9 protein-coding genes, 1 tRNA gene and 2 pseudogenes are annotated in these 20,691 nt (G+C 61.0%); 8 read left to right on the top strand and 4 right to left on the bottom strand.

The window, feature by feature from the left end; genetic code table 11:
• Genes ACOQFT_RS19080 through ACOQFT_RS19050 form a run of 7 tightly spaced genes read left to right on the top strand, consistent with a single transcriptional unit; the run spans nt 1 to nt 16,743 of the window.
• The gene (locus tag ACOQFT_RS19080; protein ID WP_421599443.1) at nt 1–4,875 is read left to right on the top strand and encodes a putative baseplate assembly protein; all 4,875 of its coding nucleotides are present in this window, start codon (nt 1–3) and stop codon (nt 4,873–4,875) included.
• The gene (locus tag ACOQFT_RS19075; protein ID WP_421599442.1) at nt 4,872–6,791 is read left to right on the top strand and encodes a putative baseplate assembly protein; all 1,920 of its coding nucleotides are present in this window, start codon (nt 4,872–4,874) and stop codon (nt 6,789–6,791) included. The genes ACOQFT_RS19080 and ACOQFT_RS19075 overlap by 4 nt, the downstream gene beginning before the upstream one ends.
• A complete protein-coding gene (locus ACOQFT_RS19070; RefSeq protein ID WP_421599441.1) occupies nt 6,778–8,847 on the top strand; it encodes a phage tail protein in 2,070 nt (689 codons plus the stop codon). The genes ACOQFT_RS19075 and ACOQFT_RS19070 overlap by 14 nt, the downstream gene beginning before the upstream one ends.
• Nucleotides 8,848–8,869: 22 nt before the next feature.
• Complete coding sequence (locus ACOQFT_RS19065; RefSeq protein WP_421599440.1) at nt 8,870–10,192, top strand: hypothetical protein; 1,323 nt, start codon at nt 8,870–8,872, stop codon at nt 10,190–10,192.
• Entirely contained in the window at nt 10,189–11,040 is an 852-nt protein-coding gene (locus tag ACOQFT_RS19060; protein WP_421599439.1) for a hypothetical protein, read from the top strand. Before ACOQFT_RS19065 ends, ACOQFT_RS19060 begins: the two co-directional genes overlap by 4 nt.
• Nucleotides 11,041–11,056: 16 nt before the next feature.
• Nucleotides 11,057–15,694: a DUF4157 domain-containing protein gene (locus ACOQFT_RS19055; RefSeq protein WP_421599438.1), complete on the top strand. Its 4,638-nt coding sequence runs from the start codon at nt 11,057–11,059 to the stop codon at nt 15,692–15,694.
• Nucleotides 15,691–16,743 (top strand): tetratricopeptide repeat protein, encoded by a 1,053-nt coding sequence (locus ACOQFT_RS19050; protein WP_421599437.1) that lies wholly within the window; start codon nt 15,691–15,693, stop codon nt 16,741–16,743. The genes ACOQFT_RS19055 and ACOQFT_RS19050 overlap by 4 nt, the downstream gene beginning before the upstream one ends.
• Before the next feature lie 134 nt (nt 16,744–16,877).
• Here the strand turns inward: ACOQFT_RS19050 and ACOQFT_RS19045 are convergent.
• The 4 genes and pseudogenes from ACOQFT_RS19045 to ACOQFT_RS19030 all read right to left on the bottom strand — a co-directional run.
• Nucleotides 16,878–17,010 (bottom strand): annotated as a pseudogene (locus tag ACOQFT_RS19045) (IS6 family transposase); the annotation flags it as partial.
• Nucleotides 17,011–17,496 (bottom strand): annotated as a pseudogene (locus ACOQFT_RS19040) (IS6 family transposase); the annotation flags it as partial.
• Between the two features lie 165 nt (nt 17,497–17,661).
• On the bottom strand, nt 17,662–18,867 hold the full coding sequence (gene terL / locus ACOQFT_RS19035; protein ID WP_421599436.1) for a phage terminase large subunit: 1,206 nt from the start codon (nt 18,865–18,867) through the stop codon (nt 17,662–17,664).
• Nucleotides 18,868–19,211: 344 nt separating this feature from the next.
• Nucleotides 19,212–19,301: transfer RNA gene (locus ACOQFT_RS19030), tRNA-Ser, on the bottom strand.
• A 201-nt stretch (nt 19,302–19,502) separates the two neighbouring features.
• Between ACOQFT_RS19030 and ACOQFT_RS19025 the strand changes: the two genes are divergently transcribed.
• Nucleotides 19,503–20,678, top strand: coding sequence for an SPOR domain-containing protein (locus ACOQFT_RS19025; RefSeq protein WP_421599435.1), 1,176 nt, complete (start codon nt 19,503–19,505; stop codon nt 20,676–20,678).
• Nucleotides 20,679–20,691 lie beyond the last annotated feature (13 nt).

Here is a 20,691-nt window from a genome sequence, read left to right as displayed (position 1 = left end):
ATGAACGGTTTTTACCCTCCGACGGATCAAAGGCGGCGCGACGCACTTCTGCGTAAGCTGGAGGTCACCGCACAGCGTTTCGTGCCCACGTGGCGCGGGTTAAGCGAGCCCGGTGATCCCGGCCGGGCGCTCTTGGAGATTGCCGCTCATCTGGGGGCCCATGTAACCAGCCGACTGGACCGCACGGCCGAACGGGACCTCCGCGCGTTTCTGAACTGGCTTGATCTTCCGGTGTCAGAGCCGACCCCGGCGGAGGCTTGGCTGGTCTTTGTGCTGAGTGACAAACTCAATGCGCCTGTACTGGTGCGTGAAGCCATTCAGGTCGGGGCTGAAACACCCGACGGCGCGGCGCTGATCTTCGAAACACCACAAGGGCTTAGCGCGACCTTCACACCTGCCCGGTTGATGGGGGCCTTCGCCGTAGACCCGGCCATCGACCGGATCGAGACCGCGCCGCCCGGCTTCGGCAGTCTGGAGCCGCCCCTGACCAGCGATCCCGTCTATCAGTTGCTCAGCTTCGCCCCGCAAAGGGCCGAAAGGGTGCAGATCACACCCCCCCTCGGGCTTGAGCCGGGGGATTGGATCGACATTGACGGAGAGGGCTACCGGATCACTGAAGAAACCGATGGGATTTATAGCATCACGCCGGGCCTGGATGCCGCAGCCCCTGCGGAAAGCACGGTCAGACGGATCACCCGAATGCAGCCGGGCACCATGCGCAACGTGCAGGAGCATGCTTTCTATCTGGGCCATAAAGAGCTGCTGAATATTGAGCAAGCCGCCGTGATCAAGGTGAAGATCCTTCCCGAAGGCCGCGCTCAAACCCTGGCTGGTCTGGATTTGGAATGGGCGCTTTGGGCCACCCTAGAAAACGATGATGAGCCCGACTGGCATGCGCTTGAGGCAGAGATTGAGGGCGCTTCTGTCCGCCTGCGCAAAGGTTGGATTGGCAAGACCGAAGAGCGCGAGGTCTCAGGTGAGAAAAGCCTCTGGCTAAGGGCACGGCTGCGCGGACCCATGGAAGCCGCCACGCCGCTGACGTGTGACCGTTTCGAGCTTTCGCTTAGCTCGGATGGCGATGCCGCAAATGCAGAGGTCGCGGCAGCGTTTCACAACGCTACCCCCCTGCCCCTGCCACCGCCCGGCACGATGCTGCCCTTTGGCTCCGAGCCACGCCTGTTCGATCAGTTCTATCTCGCAGCGCCCGAGGCTCTGTCAAAGAAAGGCGCGACGGTTACCCTTGATGTCGACCTTGCCGATGCCAGCATCCTGGCAATGAACGTCGGCAATCCCGACGACGCGGGGATGATTGGTGTCGGTGCAAACGGTGCGCTCCAATTGCTGATCGATCCTTTCGACAACACGCCGGAATGGCGCGAACTACTGAACCCCGATCTGGAACAGTTTGGTTTGGGCAAGGCCGAACCCAGCTTCGGTGGCTTTACCAGTCACCCCCCCGCCGTAATGCCCCTCAGCGGTGGGACTGGTCTGAATTGTGTCGTGCAACAAGACAATGACATCGGATGGTTCTGGCTGGCCCAGATCGATCCGAGTGCCGCAGACGCAATTGACAAGGTGACTTGGACCGTACTCGATGCCCCGCCGGATGGCCCCTTCACGGCCTTCGCCCTTGCTGATGAGCCCGCTCTTGTGGGCAAAACCCAGTTGTTGGCCGTTCAGGGCGGAAAAATTTGGCGTCGAATACTCCAGCCCGGCGGCCAACCATATGACGACTGGGAAGACACAGGCTTCGATGCGGGCGCGCCCATCGACGACATTCTACCCGTTCGCCGGTCCGGAGACGCCGCCGAACACGTGGTGCTGCGCCTTGAAGGCGGCGATTTGGTGCATCTGTCGGTCGCAGATTGGCAGTCGCAGATGATTGATCAGGCCGATGAGGAAATCAAAATCGATGCGGTCCATCAGAATGGGGTGGATTTGGTTTCCTTCGCCAACAGTGGCAGGACTGAGCTGCGTGTGTGGCAAAGCGACGGCACCGCGACATTGAGGCTGGATCTGACCCCGCAATCCCCATCTGGTCAAAGCAATACGCTCCCGGTTTCGAGCGGACTGTCGACCGGCACCGGTTTGGCAATCGTCGAGGAACTCAACGGCGTTGATGGGAGTCATCTCCTGTTTCTACAGACGCTCGGCGGCAAGACGCGCCTGAGCGCATGGCGTTTACCGAGCGAACGGGTTCTTGATCTTGGCAAACACCCAGGTCTGGGCAGCCCGGTCGCCGGCCCCCTTGCGATCCGGGACAGCGACGACAATTCCAGGATCGTCATTGCCGATGACAATCAGCGTCTGCGCCTGATCAATCCAACCAGCGAAATCCCCGTCGACTCTCCCTCGACGCGGATGCTGCATGTGGTCCCGATACCCAACGATACCGACACCTTTCTGGCCGAGTTCAATCACAGCACTACTGCGCCCGCGCTCTGGCCAGTGTCGGCCACAGGTATCAGCGAAAGCGGCTCGGTTATCGCGCTGTCCGATGCAGGTGCACCGGAGAATCCGACCGAAAACACGGTGATCCTCTGGCGCGACCGTGCGCCGAACCGGGACTTCACGGGCGACATTATAGATGATCACAGCTTCCGTCTGGACGGGGCTGACACAGTTACGGCACCCGCCCGCATGATTACATTCGGAACCCGCAAATTCCACGTCACCGCAGTTTCGCCAAGTCGGGTTGCGACCCTTGCGGAAAGTATCGGCGACCCGCCAGGACAGGTACCGTATCGCTCGATCTCAAATGTCAGCCCTGCGCATATCCAGTTGGATATCGGCAGGGCCGTCATGCTGCACGAAGACGACCACCGCGCAGCCGCACCTCGCCTGTCCACCATCTCTGTTGGCGGAACGGAAAGTCCCGTGCAGGCCGTTGCGACGGACGGTGCCTGGGCGTTGCTGGATACTGCCAGCGGATCAGGCGGTCTGCAGAACATTTCACTTAATCTGCTACCCGATCAGAACGCCTGGCAGGTTGTGGTATTGGCCGACGCCACCAGCAATCCGGAACTTTCGTGGGAGTATCACGACGGGCGTGGCTGGCGCAGGCTTGACCAGAACTTCATCGATCTGACGGGAAACCTTGCGACCTCGGGCATAGTGGAGTTTAACGTGCCGGACGCTTTGTCTGCCACCAAGATAGGCGGTCAGGAAGACTACTGGATCCGCGCCCACCTGATCGGCGGTGATTATGGTCAACCCAGCTATGACAGCGATTTGGAATTCATCAACGGCGGACCCGATTTCACCCAAAAGGTGACCATCGACCGTTCCGACATACGCCCGCCAAAAATCCGTCAGATCAAGGTGTCCTTCAAGCTTGACCTTCCCGTAGCCCCATCACTGACGCTGGTGGAAAATAACCTCACCTCGTTCAACCAAACCGCTGCGGCTGAGACACCAGGCGCCCAGTTCGACCTGCTTGCACCAGCGGCAGCGATTGACCCCAAATGCTCACAAGGAGCGCTTTACCTGGCCTTCAGCAGGCCCTTTGCCGCCGATGCCCTGCGTTTTCTGATCGAAGCAGCCGAACAAGAAATTCAAGTGGATTTGAGTGCAGAAGTTCTGGCCGATGGGCGCTGGCAGTCCGTAGCAGTGCTGGGCGACGACACCAATGGCATGCACCGGACGGGTCTGCTTTCTCTGAGCGTGGTTGCCCGCCCCACTCGCAGTACATTGTTTGATCTAAGCGCGTTCTGGCTGAGGCTAAGTGGTAAGAACATCGGTCTTTGGCGACCCGACCTTGGGTCAATTTACCCCAATGCTGCTCTGGCTACCGCAGTAGAGACCGTCCGGCAGGAACTGCTCGGCTCCACCATCGGAGAACCGAACGCGCGGTTCCAGCTGTCTCGGCAACCCGTGATCCCGGGGTCTCTTGAACTGCGCGTGCGCGAGCGGCTGGGTGAAGAAGCGCGCACGGCCGAGGGGTTGGATGTTCGCTCTAATGTTCCTGATCTGCCAGGGGATTGGGTACTTTGGCGTCAAGTGCAAAGCTTCGCTGACGCGACGCCTGATGGGCGGGTCTATATGCTTGACCCGCGCACGGGACTTGTGCGGTTCGGTGACGACCGTCAGGGTCGGATTCCACCGGGCGGCTCCGACAATCTGCGTGCATTCGTCTACCGCACCGGCGGTGGAGCGTCTGGCAATGTGGCAGCCTACGCGGCGACCAGCCTCAAATCGGCGATCAGCGGTGTTGAGGCCGTCACGAATCCGCTCGCAGCGCGGGGTGGCAGCGACGGTCGTACCGACGTGGCAGCCACGATCCAAGCCAAGGCAGGGACGCGTCATCTTGGCCGGGCGCTTACTGTTCGGGACATAGAGGCCCTTGCCCTTGAATTTGCACCCGAAATCCGTGCCGCACGCTGCTTCCGCCCCGAAGGCTTAGGCAGGCCCCTGACTGTGGCGATCGCCACAACAGGACCCGAGACCATGCCGCAGCCTTCGCTGGCCCTACAGGACGGATTGAAACGTCGCCTTCTAAACCTCGGCGCGTCCAGCTGGTCCGAGCAAGACCTTAAGATCGTTGGACCTGACTACATCATTGTTGATGTGCAGCTGGAGCTTGCCCCCGCAGACACATCCCCGGTCTCCCTCGTGGCCGATATCGGGGCGCGGTTGCGCGCGTTTCTCGATCCGGTGTCTGGCGGACGGGGCGGCGCAGGCTGGCCCTTTGGCCGAGGCCTTTGGCCTTCGGACATTCACCGCGCTCTGGCCGACCTTCTGGGCGCGGCGCGTATCACCGAACTTTCCATAACGCGCCGTGATGGCAGCGGCCCGACCTCGTCAATCCCGCAAACCGGTATCATCACTGTCGCGTCGCAGGGGATCACTGTTAACCCGACCGGAGGACCCCCATGAGCATTGAGGTTCCCCAACTCGACACGATAGATTTCGTGGCTCTGGTGGCCGAGGCCCGCGAGCGCATTCCGCGCTACGCTCCGGACTGGACCGACCACAATCTGCACGATCCGGGGATCACCCTGATTGATCTGGTAGCATGGGTCGCCGATCAGCAGATTTACCAGCTGGGATTTGTTGGTGATGCACACAGACTCGCATTTGCGCGGCTGCTTGGAGTTACACCTCAACCAGCACGACCTGCTCGGGGGCTGCTGTGGCCAGTCTCGCCCATGGGTGAACAGGATCTGCCCTCAGATACCCGTGCCGCAACCCAGGAGAACGCCGACGTTTCCTGCATCATCGATCTGCCCTGCCGGCTAAGCGCAGCTGAACCCATTGATCTGCAAGGCGAGGTCGCGGGCGGTTCGGTTCAGCTATTGGAAATCGGCCCGCGCACGCGTGCATCTTTCCCGGCAGCCCCATCCGAGGATGGGGGCATAGAAGCTGTCACCATCCGGTTTGACAGGCCTATTTTCCGGCACGGCGCTAGCGGAGGAACATCGGCAATTGTGTCTTTGGGGATTGAGATCGAGCAGCCGGCATTGGCAGTGGACGCGACGGGGGAACAGGTCCCGCTCTGGGCGCCGTTGGTTTTTGAATATCGAGCGGCCGATGGCCCCTGGCGCCGGTTGCGGGTGCGGCGCGACAGCACCCATGGCCTGCTGCGCAGCGGCGTGGTCGCACTGGAGGTGCCCGCAATCTCGGATTCTGTCGAGACTACTTTGCGACTGCGGCTTGACCGGGGGATGTTTCCTGCACCGCCCCGAATCTCGCGGATGTCGCTGAATGCCTTGCCGGTGGTGCAACTGACACTCCATCCGCAGGCTGCTCTGCCCCTCAGCACCGGATTACCGGATCAGACGCGCGCGCTGGCTCTGCGTGGCTGCGTTGCCCGAAACGGCGGCGAAGCCTTGCCCACCATAGAGGTGGCGGGTGTCGACGGTTGGGCTGTCTGGCCCGCAGTGGAGTCCTTGGGCAGGCTGGGGCCGTCGGATCGCGTGGCGAACCTGAACCTGGATAAAGATGAACTTTGTTTCGGCAACGGGATCAACGCGGCCATTCCGCCGCTGGGGGCCGCCATCCGACATGGGCCATATGCGACTACCTTGGGGACACAAGGCAATATGCGCGCAGGTTTGACCTGGCGCCTGCCCTCTCAGGGAGACGGCGTCTGGGCGAACAGCGCCGCGATATCGGGCGGGACCGACGCCTGGAGCGTTCGTCAAACCGAACTGGAAGCGCGCCGCCGCCTGCGCCGCCCAGCGCTTGATCTTAACGATGAAACGCTGCGGCAACGGCTTTTGAACCTTCCGGGCTTCGCGATCTCTCGCGTCGAGATTTTGCCACATCGCCATCCCGCTTTGCCTGACCAGGAAATGCCAGGGCACCGGACAATAGCGATAGTTCCAGAACTTTTCCGCACCGGGGATTTCTCAGAGCAGGAGGCCCAGCGTTTTGTATCCGAAGTTCGCACCCTTCTGGATCGCAACCGACTGGCAGGCGAACGGCTTAATGTCGTCCTCGCACAGATTGTTCGCGTTTCCGTCCGGGCAGAGCTTTTGATCGATCAACTTGCTTCGCCGGACGAGGTCGAACAGGCAGCAGAGTTATTGCTTGATCACTGGCTGTCGCCTCTTCCGCCCGCGAATAGGCCCCCGCCCCTGCCGATCGGCGCTTCCATTGGCCGGGGCCAGCTTGCGGGGCAATTGGCGGGCCTGGCGCAGGTTGAGGCGGTTCGGGAGGTAAAGCTGGCATTGGGGGACCACCCCCTTGCTGCAACCGATCTCCAACTCGGCCTCGCACAACTGCCGCGCAGCGGAACTCATGAGATCGTCCTGCGCCGCGTTTCCGGAGGTGACCATGACCCGCACTGAGCCCAGATATTATCGTTTCGAACGGTCGGCTCATTGGGCGGTTTGCGCTCGGGATGGGCTCCGCCCCCATGGCCATGGGCTGATCGTTAGCGGCGGCGAGGGCTGGCAGCCCCTTGACGTTGCCGCAGAAGACCGCGCACCGCTGGCCTTGTCGGCGGGCAGCGGGGTGGCGTGGCTGCGCCGCTCCGGTGTTCTGATGGAGGCCCAGGGCGAAACCGTCAGAGAACTTGGGTTCCTCGGTCCGGTTGAGGGCACCGCCGTGCATCTTGCGTGCGGACCCGAGCACATCTGGGTCGCTTACGCGGGAACCCTTAGGCTCTATCATCGGCGCTATTTGCAATTGCTGGCGGAAATCCCCTGCGAACCGGTTCTGGCTCTGGCGATTGATAGCTCAGGGGCGCGGTGCCTGACGAGCGCGGGTGACGGCGGTGCGATCTGGAGGCATTTCGATGACACCGGACGAGAAGACCGGCCCGCGGTGGAGGTTTCGAACGATCTGGACCCACTGGATGGGGCAGTCGCGCCGTGCTCAGAACAGCTGTTGATCCTCTCGAAACGGCGTGTGCTTATCTATGACCCCTGCAAGTACTGCTGGCGCACTGAGATCGATCTTGCGTGCCTCTGTTGTCACTTTGACCCGTGCGTCATGGACGTTGACTGCGAAGGCGTTATCCATCTTTACGACCCGGCCAAAGGAACGCTCTGGAGTTTTGCAGGAGGTGCCCGAATTGCAGAGCGTAAGACACCGCCCGGGATCGGATCGGGCCGCATCGCAGCAGGTGCTGTGTTCGCCTTCGCCGGGTCTGCAGGTGTTTTCAGGCTGTCGGATGCAGAGGCGCTCGGCAACAGCCTGTCGGCCCAGCGAGACGCGGCGCTGCTGACGCCGACGCTGACATCTCCGCCCGGCACTGGTCGGGGCTGGCAGCGGGCGCGCATACTGGCTGATTTGCCGCCGGGCACTGCGCTCAGCGTGCGGGTCGCGTATTCCGATGATGACGCTCTGGCCGAGCGTATCTCGGCCCTCTTCAACCGGCCTGATCTTCCACCGACCGAACGTCTGGGGGCTGTCGAGGGGCTTTTGCCCTGGGACGACGCCCATGGCGGCGATCTGACCACGGCGGATGATCCTCTGGGTGAGGGCAGTTACGATCTACCCCTTGATGGAATCGAAGCAACCTATCTATGGGTGCTGCTGCGCCTGCAGGTTCCGCCAACCAGCCGCACGCCCCTGCTCCGCGGGCTAATCATTGGCTATCCCGCGCAATCATGGATAGACGATCTACCGGCCATATACCAACGCGATATACGCAGTGCTGCCGAGCTTCGGCGTTTTCTGAGCGCGCTTGCGTCAGTCTTTGACGATCTGGGCGTCAGCATCGCCGAGTTGCCGGATCGGCTTGATCCGACACATGCCAACGATCAATGGCTTTCCTTCCTGCTGACATGGCTCGGCGTCCCGATGCCCGCGGATTTACCCAGCGTACGCAAACGGGCACTCCTGCAAGAGATGCCCCTGCTGCTTGATCGGCGCGGCACTGTGTGGGCGCTCGACCGCGCGCTGGAGATTGTCACGGGGCTGCCGGTTCGGGTGCAGGATCACGCCGCCGGGCCGCTCCCTCAGATTCTGGGCGAAGGTACAGCGCGGCTGGGCTGCACAAGTCTGTTGGTCCGCCAGCACCGCAGGGGCCTTGTTGTGGGTAAAAAAGCGCAACTTGGGCAGATCGCTCTTGGCAAAGTCATACCCAACACGGCCGAGCTTGTCGCACAGCGCACGGGCACACTGGAGATCGGGATTGCCGGGCGCGCGCTGGACAACGAGGCCACAAGGGCTGCAGTCCAGGCGGTGCTGGACCATTTCCTGCCCGCCGCCTGCCGGGTAGCGCTGATCCCGGTTCCCGCGCCACGTCATCGACTGAGTGGACGCCTGAATTCCGACAGTCGAACCGCTGACAGCGCAGACGGCACTTTGGGTCATAGCCTGATCCTGAGACGCACAGCACTTGCCACATCACGCCGGTCTGGACTCCGGCTCGGGCGCTCGGCCCGTATCACCTAACCGCACGATTGGAGGTCTTGCCATGGAAACATCAACGCACACGACCGAGAAATGCTGCTCCAAACGTCCGCGCTTTTTCCGGGACCAACTCCTGACGGCGGATCTGTTCAACGGCGCGCAGGACCATCCGCGCGAGTTGCTTTGGCAGCATAACCGATCAGTCTATGGATCAGGAGTGGTCCACGGGCTTTGGATCAAGGATCGGAAAGAGGGCCTGTTTATCGGCCCCGGACTGGCCATTGATCCGCGTGGACGCATGCTGGAGGTCGGCGAAGAGGGTATGGAGGTCGATCTTGAGGACACCTTTTGCTGCGGACCCGGCATGCCAACCCCGGGTCGCTATACGCTTAGGCTTCATTTTGGCGAGCGGACATGGCCGCCCCAAGCCAATCCTGGCTGCGGACCACACGACCCCGAGGCCAGCTGGATTTGCTCTGGCGTGCGAGTTTCGCTCTGCACCGGCTGTGAGGCATGCGATCCTTGCGCGTGCCCAGAAATCGCATGTTGTAACGATGCCTGCGGTTATGTCTGCGGGCGACAAGGGTCCGGCCCCGGCGTTGCAATGGATCCAGAGCTGGATCAGGCCATGGCCTGTCTGCCGCTGCTGGAAGAACACTGTGATGGCTGGGTTTGGGATCCGGGCGGAGGCGTACCGCTTGCCTGCGTGGACTTGGTTGAGATCCGAGACCCCAAAGGCTGCGAAGAGGGCTACAAGTTATGTTTGGCAGATATCGATCCGTGCACCGTTCGCCGGCACATCTATCGCAATCGGCAACTCTTTGAGCTGATCCAGCAGTGCCATGTAACCCGCCCGCGGCTGCTGCGGCCTGAATGGTTGCCGGACTGGAATGGTGTGGGCCTGCCACATCTTCCCTGGGATGCTTTTGCCGCCCAGTGTCAGGACAAGAGCGGCGGCTTTGCCCTGAATTTTTCCCACACCATGCGCGTAGAAGGGATACATGAGGCAAGCATCTTCCTCTCGGCGGTCACGATGGAACGCCGGACGGATTATCACGAAGCACGGCGCATTCCACTTCGTAAGCTCATCACCGACCGCCATAAAGAGCATGACGGCGCTGACTATGCTGGCGAGGTACGTCTGCTTGTCGAAGCCGAATGGCTCGACGCCGAGGTTGATGGCACGCGATCGACCCTTTTCGACGGATTTCTCGCCGAGCTCACCTTGCGCGGTGCCATGCTGCGTGACCGATGCAACACCATGCTCGATGCCCGTCCGCCCGGTGCGGCCAAGGGGCCCGAACATGTTCGAAATGGCGATGACCTTGTGATCGCGTTCCGCGTCGGACCGAAGGGCGGCGCGTCCAAGACTGGAGATCAGACATGACCAAATCCTCCTCGCTTACTCAAGTTTTAAGGCCGATGTCTCTGGAATATCCCGCATTCCGGGACGGTATGATTCTAACCGCGGACGATCTGGAGGCCGAACGCGCCTATCACATCGGGCGCAGCCGGATGGTAAACCGCGCGATCTTTGGTTGCGGGATCGCCTGCGGGCTGGAAGTTCACAAGACCCCGAAGGACGAGCTCATTACATCTTGTGTCTGCATTCGACCCGGGACCGCATTTGACTGCGCTGGCGACCCGTTCGAGCTCTGCCGACCGGTCAAGCTCGATCTGGACACAGACCCGTGCAAACCGGCCTCGCGTGTCTGCATCGTGATCCGTCGCCATCCCTCTCCTGCACCGTCAGAACGCGGTTGCGGCTGTGACAACACTTCGGGAGAGCCGCCTCAACGAGTGCGCGAAGAGGTCGAGATCCGGGTTGTGGATGCAAACGAACTGGATTGGCGCGACGTCTGCTGGTCCCCTCCCGAGCGCGAGCGCGAGCGCGGTAAAGACGACGAGTGCGAGAAAAAGGACGACGAGTGCGATAAGAAGGATGAAAAGGAAGAACATCCGTTCCCCCATTGCGCGTGCCTGATGGAATGCGAGTGCTGCGACCCGTGTGGAGAGCTCTGGGTGTTGCTGGCCTGTGTGGACCTCAGGGATCGTAAAGACTCCGAATGCGGCCCATCCGACAAGGGGCGCCGGGTCATCGAGGAAATCGACAAGTCCGGGCGGCGCTATATCAAACCGATCCGTTGCTTGTGCCCACCGAAACCTGAACGTGAGAAGTACGCTGAACCAAAAGCAGCAACCAAGGATACCGCTGCCCAGGAAAGCGCCAAATAAAGAAACGGGGCCGCCCTTGCCCAGTACAAGCAAGATACGCCGAAAACCGCCAAGCCGGGCCCGGCCTAACCGGACCAAGGCGGCTCTGGCGCGGCCCACAGGAAAACCGGCAGAGCTTCAGCGCAAGCTCGGCAATGCCGGAGCAGGCGCGCTTTTGCAAACCCTGACCGACCGGCGCGGGCCTGAGGAGGCAACATCAGATGCGTCGCTGATGGTGCAGCCCAAACTTTCCGTCGGCGCACCGGACGATGTGTACGAACGCGAGGCCGATGCTGCAGCCAGCCGGATTTCGGCGGGCCAGCCGGTCGGTCGGGTCTCGGGTGCGCCACCGGCCGGGGCGCTGCAGTCACTGTGGCAGCGGCTCTTGCAACGCCAATCAAACGACTCAGAAGAAATCGGCGCATTGCCGGTTCAGCGCATGTGCGAAAAATGCCGCAAGGAGGCCGAGCAAAAGGACAGCAAGTCAAACAACCAAGCGCCGGTACAGCGCCTCTGTAGCGACTGCGTCGCCCAGCAGTCAGGAGATCGGGCGCAACGGTTGGATCACGAACCCGCGTCACAGCATGAGGCAGGGCTTGAGCGCGGCCGCGCGGAGGCCGCGATGGCACGCACAGGCGGCGGTAGCCCGCTTGGGCCTTCGATGCAGCGGCAAATGGAAAAGGGCTTCGACGCTGATTTTTCCGCCGTGCGGGTGCATACCGGGTCAGCTTCGGACGAGGCCGCCCAGGCTCTACGCGCCCGAGCGTTCACCAAAGGAGCAGACGTCTACCTAGCCCGTGGAGAAAGCCCATCTGACGTAAGGCTGATGGCCCATGAACTGACCCATACAATTCATCAGGGGGCTGCGTCACGAAACGGGGCCGGTGCGGGCGCTGACGCTCCGGATGTGCAGCGCGTACCGGATCTGGAGGACATCTGGAACGAAGCAGAACAAACCGCTTCGGATGTCAGTGATACAGTGTCCGAGACCGCGACTGACATAGGCGGCGCAGTGATAGAGACCGCGTCCGATATCGGTGACACCGTCTCGGAGACAACGTCTGACATTTCCGACGCCGTGTCAGAAACCGGCAGCGCAATCTATGAGGCAGGGGCGGAGGCGGTTGATGCGGCTTCGGGGGTTGCGTCCGACGCCGTTGATCTGCTGGCCACAGAGTTCGGACGGCTGGCTCAGAGCATTGCCTCGGCCGTGGGTGGAACCGTGCGGATTACACCTGCGGGTCTTGAGGTTACCCTACCCAACGGCTGCCCTGTCGATGCGCTGTCGTTTGCTATCCCCCTGCCCAAACTCAAGAAAGAGGCAATGGTCCCGGTCTTCAAACTGCCCATTGCCACTGGGATCTTCCTGTCAGGTGATGTGGGTCTCGTGGCAAGTCTGTCACCGGGGCTAAAGATTCAGCTCGGACCGCTCTGCTTCTCGGGCGTACGCATCGTCATCAACCCGCTCAGCGGCAGCTTCCGCATCAGCGGCACCATTGATGCCACCGCCGCTGCCGCCCTGCAGGCCGAAGCGCGCGGAGGTCTGCGCGGGGCGCTGTCCCTTGAGGCGCTGATCCCGATAGGTGGCGTAGTGGTGCCGGTGTCAGTTCCGCTGGTGGGTCTTGAAGGGGGGCTGGCCGGGCTAGCCCGTGGGATTGGGGCCGCCCACCTGACCATGAGCGGCACCCTGTCGGGTCGGGGCGGCGCGATTTCTTTGCGGACCTCGGGCACGTTACAGCTTGGACTGGCGGCGGATCTCTTTGCGGGCGCGTACGGGCAGATTGATCTGATGGGTAAAAATCTCTGCCGGATCTACTGGCAACCCTATGAATGGCATGGCGACATCGCCGGCACGATCGGCATGGGTGCGCAGCTTTCCGTCGTTCCCGGAGCCTGGCCCAGCATCACCGCCACGATTGATGATCCGACTTTCGATCAATCCCCTTTCGAAGATATTCCTTTGGCAATCAAGCGTACAGGCTTCTCTGATGATTGCGTGATCATTGATGCCCTCTGCGCATTTCTGAAATCCCATAAGCTGCTACCCTCTCAAAACGGCGGAGTTTGGAATTGGTCGGGTCCCTATGGGCCAGGCCCGCAACTTGACGGCCCGCTTGAGGTCTTTCAGAGAGATCCCTCGATCCCTAGCAAGGCCCTGTGTCGTGGTGCCTGTGGACCAGATTGCAAGACCTGCACCGAGCACCCGACCTACATCTACACGGACCCGGTGACCGGGATCGTCTGGCAATACAACAACTTCCAGGAGTGCAATTCAAACGAGGGCTGCCGCCAGCATGATGCGGCGTTTGATTGGGCGGCCGACGTCAAGGGCGAGGTCGGCAAAGGTGCAATGGTTATGCCCTGGCACATGGCCGCCAATATCGAATGCGCCTGCGAAAACCTGGCGGGCAACTGTGTCGCCTGGATCGCGGGGCTGCCGCCCTATGACAGCCAGATGCTGTTTGCCGACACCGCCGAACAAATCAGTAGCGCAGACACCAGGGCTCTGGAGCGGGTGCAGCAATATCTCGATCTGGGTGAGCCAATCCTGATTGTCACGGTGCTAGCCGAGGCACCGCAGGAGGAACGGAGTTTTCTGGCCGCCGATCCGATGGCCATGTCGTTGCTGCAGGAGGCCATCGGTGCATCGCTCTGGCCCGTGGCACAGCGCATCCTCAATGGCGCAGCGTCAGCCAAGGTACCTTCGCTTGATGCCGCCACCTGGTTTCTGACCGATCAGGCGATCCAGACAGGCGATCACGCACAGGCGCTGCGGCTGGTGCTGGACAAGCTTATCGCCCGCCGGATCATTGACAGTAGCCTGGCCGATTGGTCACACGTGGCGCGGGTGGATCAAGGTGAAGGGCTCACCACCTTTACACTTATCGCCGATCCGACGGGCGCGCAGCGGGCCCGGCCGCCCGCAAAAGTCGAGATTTACACCCCCGCTTTCGCGGATGTGGGGCTGCTTTTCAGCACGATCATGCACGAATACCTCCATGTTCAGCAGGCAATCGCGGGCTATGCAGCCGGTGAATTCGACGCTTTAGGCAACCAGAGACCCGAATTCATCGCGCGTGACGAGGTGCAATCTTATTTGTGGGAGATCGAACACGCGACAGGATCCGGCCTGATCAACAACCCTGCGCAGATGCGCGATGTGGGCGAGCGGCTGGAGGATGAATACAACACCATGACGCCAGCGCTTCAAGCACAGTTCAAAGACCGTTATGACGCCGCTCAGCAACGGGTGCGAGACGTTCTGGCAGGGCGCCCGCAAATGTCGATCGACGAGGCCCGACGTATCCTGCGAGACTCCAGCCGCGAGATCCAAGAGCTTCTGCGCCGCCGTCCGACCGACCCGGCCGGAATCGACGCAAAAATCGAAGCAATCCGCCGTCGTCGCTCGGAGGCGCTGATCGAGGTGGCCCTGACCGATAACCCCGCGATCCAGGTCGTGCGCCGAGGCGAGCCGGGCACATACCGCGTCCCCACGGTCGATGCAGACGGGCGAGTGCGTTATCTGCATGGGGGAATTCAGGTGGCTTGGCACATGGCCCCGGCCTCAAGCTCGGCCTACACGCTGGGTGGCGCGCTTAGTGCGGGTGGCAACATGGCGGTGGCGGGCACCGCGGTGCAAGGCCGCGTGCATCCCTTCCCGCCCGATATCGACTTTGACGAAGACATCCATGTGGTCTCGGCGACCGTGGAAGAAGCGGGCCGGAAGGCCGCGAGGAGGATCATCAACCAGATCCGCCGGATCAGCGGCGGCCCGGTGCCGGGGCGCGACGATCTGGAATTCCGCTTTCTGATAACCTTCCCCTCGCGGGGGCGCGGCTTGCGCCTGACGCTAGGAGAGGTGCTGCGCGGCTCGGCCTACGGGCGGCTCGCGCGGGCCATCAGTCGGCTTGGCGGTGGCAACATCAACACTTTCTGGCGCGGAATGCTGGCCGATGGACGGTTTACCGACGTCACCCGGGTGATCTTCGTCACCGCCAATCGGCCCGATGGTACGGAACTGATCGGTCAGAGCGGCAACGCGGATCTCAACCTGGCCTATCTTGAGGATCCGGGTGATATCCCCAGCACCTCGATTGGCGCTTTCGCATGGGCGATGTGCTGCGACGCGGTGCGGCGCGCCAGGGGCCAAAAGTGGCTGAAGGCCGCCAAGCGTGCCTACAACTATTTCTCCACTATCGGAGACACCGCTCACATGGCTGCGCTTGAGCCGGTATTTGAATCCAACGAGGCCCGAGTGGAGCAATATGCGACCGTGATCGAAGGGATCGTGCATACGCTAATTACGCGGGATATGACCTCGCCGCGCGATCGCAGCGGGATCCGCAACCCTCAGACACGTATCCTAACCGTGGATGAAGCGCGCGATCAGGTGCGGCGCGTCGCAGCAGCGGTGCGCACTCTTAATGGCTCTGGCGGCGGATCGAACCCGGACGCTATTGCGCGAGACCTCGAAACTCTGGCAACTTTCCTGCGGGCGCGCAATGCTCGGGGCCATGTGCGGCAAGATAATGCTCTGGGTCGGGATTTCGACCGAGAGCTCACTGCCGTTCGCGAATTGATCGATTCGGGGGTAGAGGCAACAGTCTCTCCGATCATCCGCGACGTGGTAGAACCGGTCTGCCCTGACAAGGATGATTGCAAGAGGGAGCGATGAGCAGAGATCCATTTGAAAAGGCCAACAGACTGTGGTTTGACGAGGGTTGCACGGCCCGGGCGCTTGCGGCCTATGAAGTGGCGCTACGCGTCGCTCCGGACGACCCGGTCGTTGCTTTGCAGACCGCGCGCGCTCTCTGGTCTATGGATCGCTTCGACGAAGCTGCAGCGTTGTTGGAAAAAGCCCACACGCTCCGGGCGGGCTTGAACGCGCGTGGACAACGCGAACTTGACCGATGGCGCGACACACTCCGCTCCGGCCCGCCAGACCGACGGTTCCCGGAACTGCCGCCCGAAGTGCTTGACCGCGACCGGCTTAACGCAGCCGGGACGGTTGACTGGCGTACTGTGGCCGATGCGGCGCGGGCTCGCGAAATGTTCGGTTTGGCCGCCTATGCTGCCGAACAGGTGGAGGGTGTCCCCATCGACGCAGAAGATGCCCGCGATATTCTTGATCACGGAACCCGCGCGATGCTGGAACGGGACTATTTGCAAAACCTGCGCCCGGGCGCGCAACCGCCGCTGGTGCCATCCGAGGATCAGCCCGCCGTGTCAGAGATGGAGAGGCCGACCATTCCGTCTTCGGTCGCCACACCAGAGGCCGCATCCCCTACCCCCAAACTGCCACCTCTTCCCTTAGTATTGCGCGTGCAGGCATACCCTGCGGAGGGGCCCGTGGCTGTGCCGACAACTCTGACCGCAAACCTCATCAACGCTGCGTCTGAAACGGTGATCGTGAACAGCCGAATGCTGCTGAACAACCCTGGTGGGGCTGGCGAGGTCTGGCTAAATGTGCGCGGCCCCGATGGATACCGCAACCAGACGGGGTTTCGCGTCAGGGCGGGACGGACGCCACGAGAGTTTTTTATGGCACTCGCCCCCGGAGCGGCGATCTCTCAATCCTGGAAACTTGGCAATTATCAGAGTCTGCATCTGCCCGGCACCTACCGGGTGGAGCTTACCTATCACAACGCGCTCTCACACACGCCTGACGGACGGCCCATGACTGTCGGAACGTCAACGGGCACCACGCACATTTGGCGTGGCTAACCGCGTCATCGCCACCCATGATCGAATATGATAGCGCCCCTTGCGACCTCTGAATTAGTGAAAAGGTGATAGTTCGGACATGACCATACGTGAACGCGCCATACTACGCGTCTGACGCAGTGTTCGTCTGACAAGCCCTTCCGATGCGAACGTCGGGCCGAAACGGTTCCACCAGTAGCGCACTGTCTCGTGGCTCACTTAGATGCCACTCTTGTGCAAAAGGTCTTCTACATTGCGAAGCGATAGCAGGAACCAAACATATAGCATCCCCGTCTGCTGTTTTTCGGTTGCACCAAGCTCTCTGAGCGCGGCCCTGTATGACGCGAAGCGATCCGTTACAATCTCTTCCGCACAGCCATGGCGCTTCAGCAATTTCCTGAGGAATTTCAATGCTGCCTGCTTGTTTTGACGTTTGGTGACGACTGCTTCCAGCACCTTGCCTTCGTGATCAACGGCCCGCCAAATATAATGCCGCTTGCCATTTACCTTCACGAAAACCTCGTCAACGTGCCACTTCCATTTGGAGAACGCGCGCAGTCGCTGAACTCGCTTTTGTCTGATCTCAGAGGCAAACATCGGACCGAACTTGTTCCACCAATATCGGACGGTCTCATGGCTCACCTCAATTCCCCGTTCGTGCAATAGGTCTTCCACGTTTCGAAGCGAAAGCGGAAATCAAACATAAAGCATCACTGCCAAACGAATGACCTCTGGACTGGTTTTGAAGTATTTGAAGGGAGCAAGTTTGGTCATTCCCAAACGCTAAGCAACCACCCTGTCCCACTCAAGTAAAGTTAATCTGACAAGACCGTCATTGGCGCCGCTCTCAGGATTGGTCCGACATCGGCCCTCCCTGCACTATTCAACGAGTTTTCAAGCTTGACTCTGAGGTTCTACCGTCGCCTGACCCTCTCTCGATTACGCTCCCGACGTTCGGATGTTGATCCGGTGGTCGCGACCCAATGCCCGGTAGAATCCCAGTCCCTTGGACCAGTTCAGAAAATGGGCAAAGCTGTCGACCTGATCGTCGTTGCGCCCGCGTGGAAAGGACTGAAGCTCTCGTTTGAATACCGGCAGCCAGGGTGCCTCTGCAGGCAGGTGCACCTTGCCCTCTTCGACAGGACCGCATGCTGACTGGAAACGAGTTTCCTTATCCTTGTCAGGTCTGACGCGTTCGTACCGCCGACGATCATCACGAAACAACTCATCAAAAAGAGGTTTGCCGGAGGCAGCATCCTCGATCAGAACACGATCCGGGTCCCAACGGCCGACAAGCTGCAGCGCCTTGGCTTTCAGGTCTGGGTAGCCCACCTGCCCACGCCAGACGTCGAGAAGGTACCACACATTTTCGCGGAACCCCCAGGTTGTACAGGCCGAGAAGTCGGACCGGGGATCCGCAGACATGCCCGTATCCCAGCTTTGAACGACCAGTTGGAACCAGCGGCGATCTTCGATGGTCTGGTAGGTGCCAAACCACTCCCAGCGCAAAGGCGATCCGTCTGGTGCGATCGGGTTCTGCTGATACTGGCAATTGAATACGGCCGCGCCCATTTCACGACGCTTGGTGTCCAGCGTGTCCTGATCCAAACGGGACGGACACAGGAGATCACCCGGCTTTCGGCGCTTGACCTTTCCCCGTCCACGAGGAACCGCCTCATGTGCTTCGGCGATGGCGGGCAGGTTCAGGTGCCGATAGGTGCCGCGTTCGAGCAGGTAACCCGGCGGATCCATCTCGTGCAGCCGTTGCGCGACCATAACCACGCGCCCCTCGGCCGTGTTGTCAAAGCGCGACAGCAGAGTGCCCTCAATGAACTCCTGTGCCTTGACCAGTTCCGCTTCGGAACCCGCATCACCTGCCTTCAGCAGATCATCGATGATGATGTAATCAGCGCCATGACCGGTGACAGAACTGCCGATGGAGACGGCCTTACGGCTGCCTCCCTTTGTGGTGCGGATTTCTTCGGACGTGTTGCCTTTGCCGGCCAGGACTGTTTCGGGAAAGATTTCCCGATACCAGCGCGCGGACATGACCCGTCGACAATCTTCGGAATGCTTGCGCGCCAGATCCAACCCATAACTGGCAACAACAATCTTGGCGCTGGGGTTATGACCGAGAAGAAACACGGTTCGCTCTCCCTGATCCGGCAGAACAATTCCCTGTTCGCGCGAGAAAATACCCTGTTCCAATGTTTAGGAAATTTGCACATAAGCCACTGGAAAACATACAGTTTTGACATGCGAAAAGCGGGATGCCAGGTCCGTTTCGCGAAATTCCCTGTATATTGCCGCTTTTCAGGGAAATCTCGCCCAAAGCGACCCCGACAAAGTGCGGCACTGAGACTGGGGCTTGAATCGTGCTCCGAGTGTACGGTCTGCTTCGTCTCTGATTGAAAACGCACACGTCAACGCGCGGGAATTGCGGTACAATTCCGGGTCAGAAAACACCACTGAAGTGAGGCAGGTATGAGTGGCGGGGAGACAGGGATTCGAACCCTGGGGACGCTCTCACGCCCAACGGTTTTCAAGACCGCCGCATTCGACCACTCTGCCACCTCCCCGCGTGGGCCGGGTCTAAGGCCAAGTTGAAACGGTGGCAAGAGCAAATAGGGAAATCTCGCCGAAGCGCGTGCAGTGGTCTTTCCATGACACTTTGCCCACGTTATGCTTTGCGGGAAAGACCGTAGTAGTCCGGCAAAACAGAACCGGCGATCGGCGGCGGGGCTCAGGAAACGAGGCCCCTTCAGGCAAGGGATGACAAAATGAAACGAGCGAGTGAGACACGCGCAAAACCGCGATCGCTGGCGGCATTTGGTGTGGCATTGGCAGTTCTGGCCGGGTGTGAAGAAGGCTTGTCTCCGGAGGGGGCCTCGACGGATGCTCCTGCGGATGACGCGCAGACCGAAAAAAAGGTCGAACTGTTCCCGGACTACTCGAAAACCACTGGTGAAACCGTTGAGGCACCGGATGTGTTTAACGTGGTTGAGGCCGGTCTTTGGGATGGCCGCCCGTCTCTGGGCGGTATCTGGGTGGCCCACCCCGACGTCAACCAGCCTGAACGCGTGGTGATCAAGAACACGACCAACAACAAATCCATCACCGGCGCCTTGTTCCGGCGGGAAAGAAGCCAGCCCGGACCGACGTTGCAATTATCCTCGGCGGCGGCTGAAAAGCTGGGCATCCTTGCCGGGGCGCCGACCAAGGTCGAGGTCGTCGCTCTGCGGCGCAAACCGGTCGAGGAAAAAGAGCCGGCAGCGGAAGAGGCCCCTGAAATCGAAGCGGCTGAAAACACGCCTGCTGCCGAAGACGCCAAGCCCCAGGACGAAGCAGTCGACACCGCAGCGGCCGAAACTGAAAAGCCCGCCAAGCGCAAGTGGTGGCAAAAGAAGGAAACGGTTGCCGCGGCTGGCGCAACCGGAGCAGCCGCCGCAGCGGCAGCCGACACCGCAGACGAGGCAGCGGAACAAGTGGTTGAAACGGCCGCCGAGGCGACCCCGACCCCCACCCTGTCGGACCCCGAGGTTACTGCCCCCGAAGAAAAGCCCGCCAAACGGAAGTGGTGGCAGAAGAAAAAAACCGACACGATCACCGAATCGCCGCTGGACCCCATCGCAGGCGCTGCCGCTGCTATTGAGGCCGCAGAGCCGACCCCGGCCAGCACAACCGCCGCAGTAGCAACGGCTCAGCAAAAGACCCCACGCTCGCTGCCCAAACCGTATGTTCAGGTCGGAACCTTCAATGTCGAGGCCAACGCCAAAAGTGCGGTCTCGAAGATTGAGCGCAATGGCATGTCCGCGGATATTCGCGAGTTGAAGACCGGCGACAAAACGGTCTGGCGCGTGCTGGTTGGCCCGGCGAATACCCGCGCGGAACGCAACGCGATCCAGCGCGACGTCAAGGATCTTGGCTTTACCGACGCGTTTAACGTCAAAAACTGAAACAAAGGAGGCC

Origin of the sequence: Ruegeria sp. MALMAid1280, assembly GCF_049195285.1 — a bacterium.
Taxonomy (GTDB): domain Bacteria; phylum Pseudomonadota; class Alphaproteobacteria; order Rhodobacterales; family Rhodobacteraceae; genus Ruegeria.
Note: the sequence above shows the minus strand (reverse complement) of the source record. Positions and strands in the feature narration are given on the sequence as shown.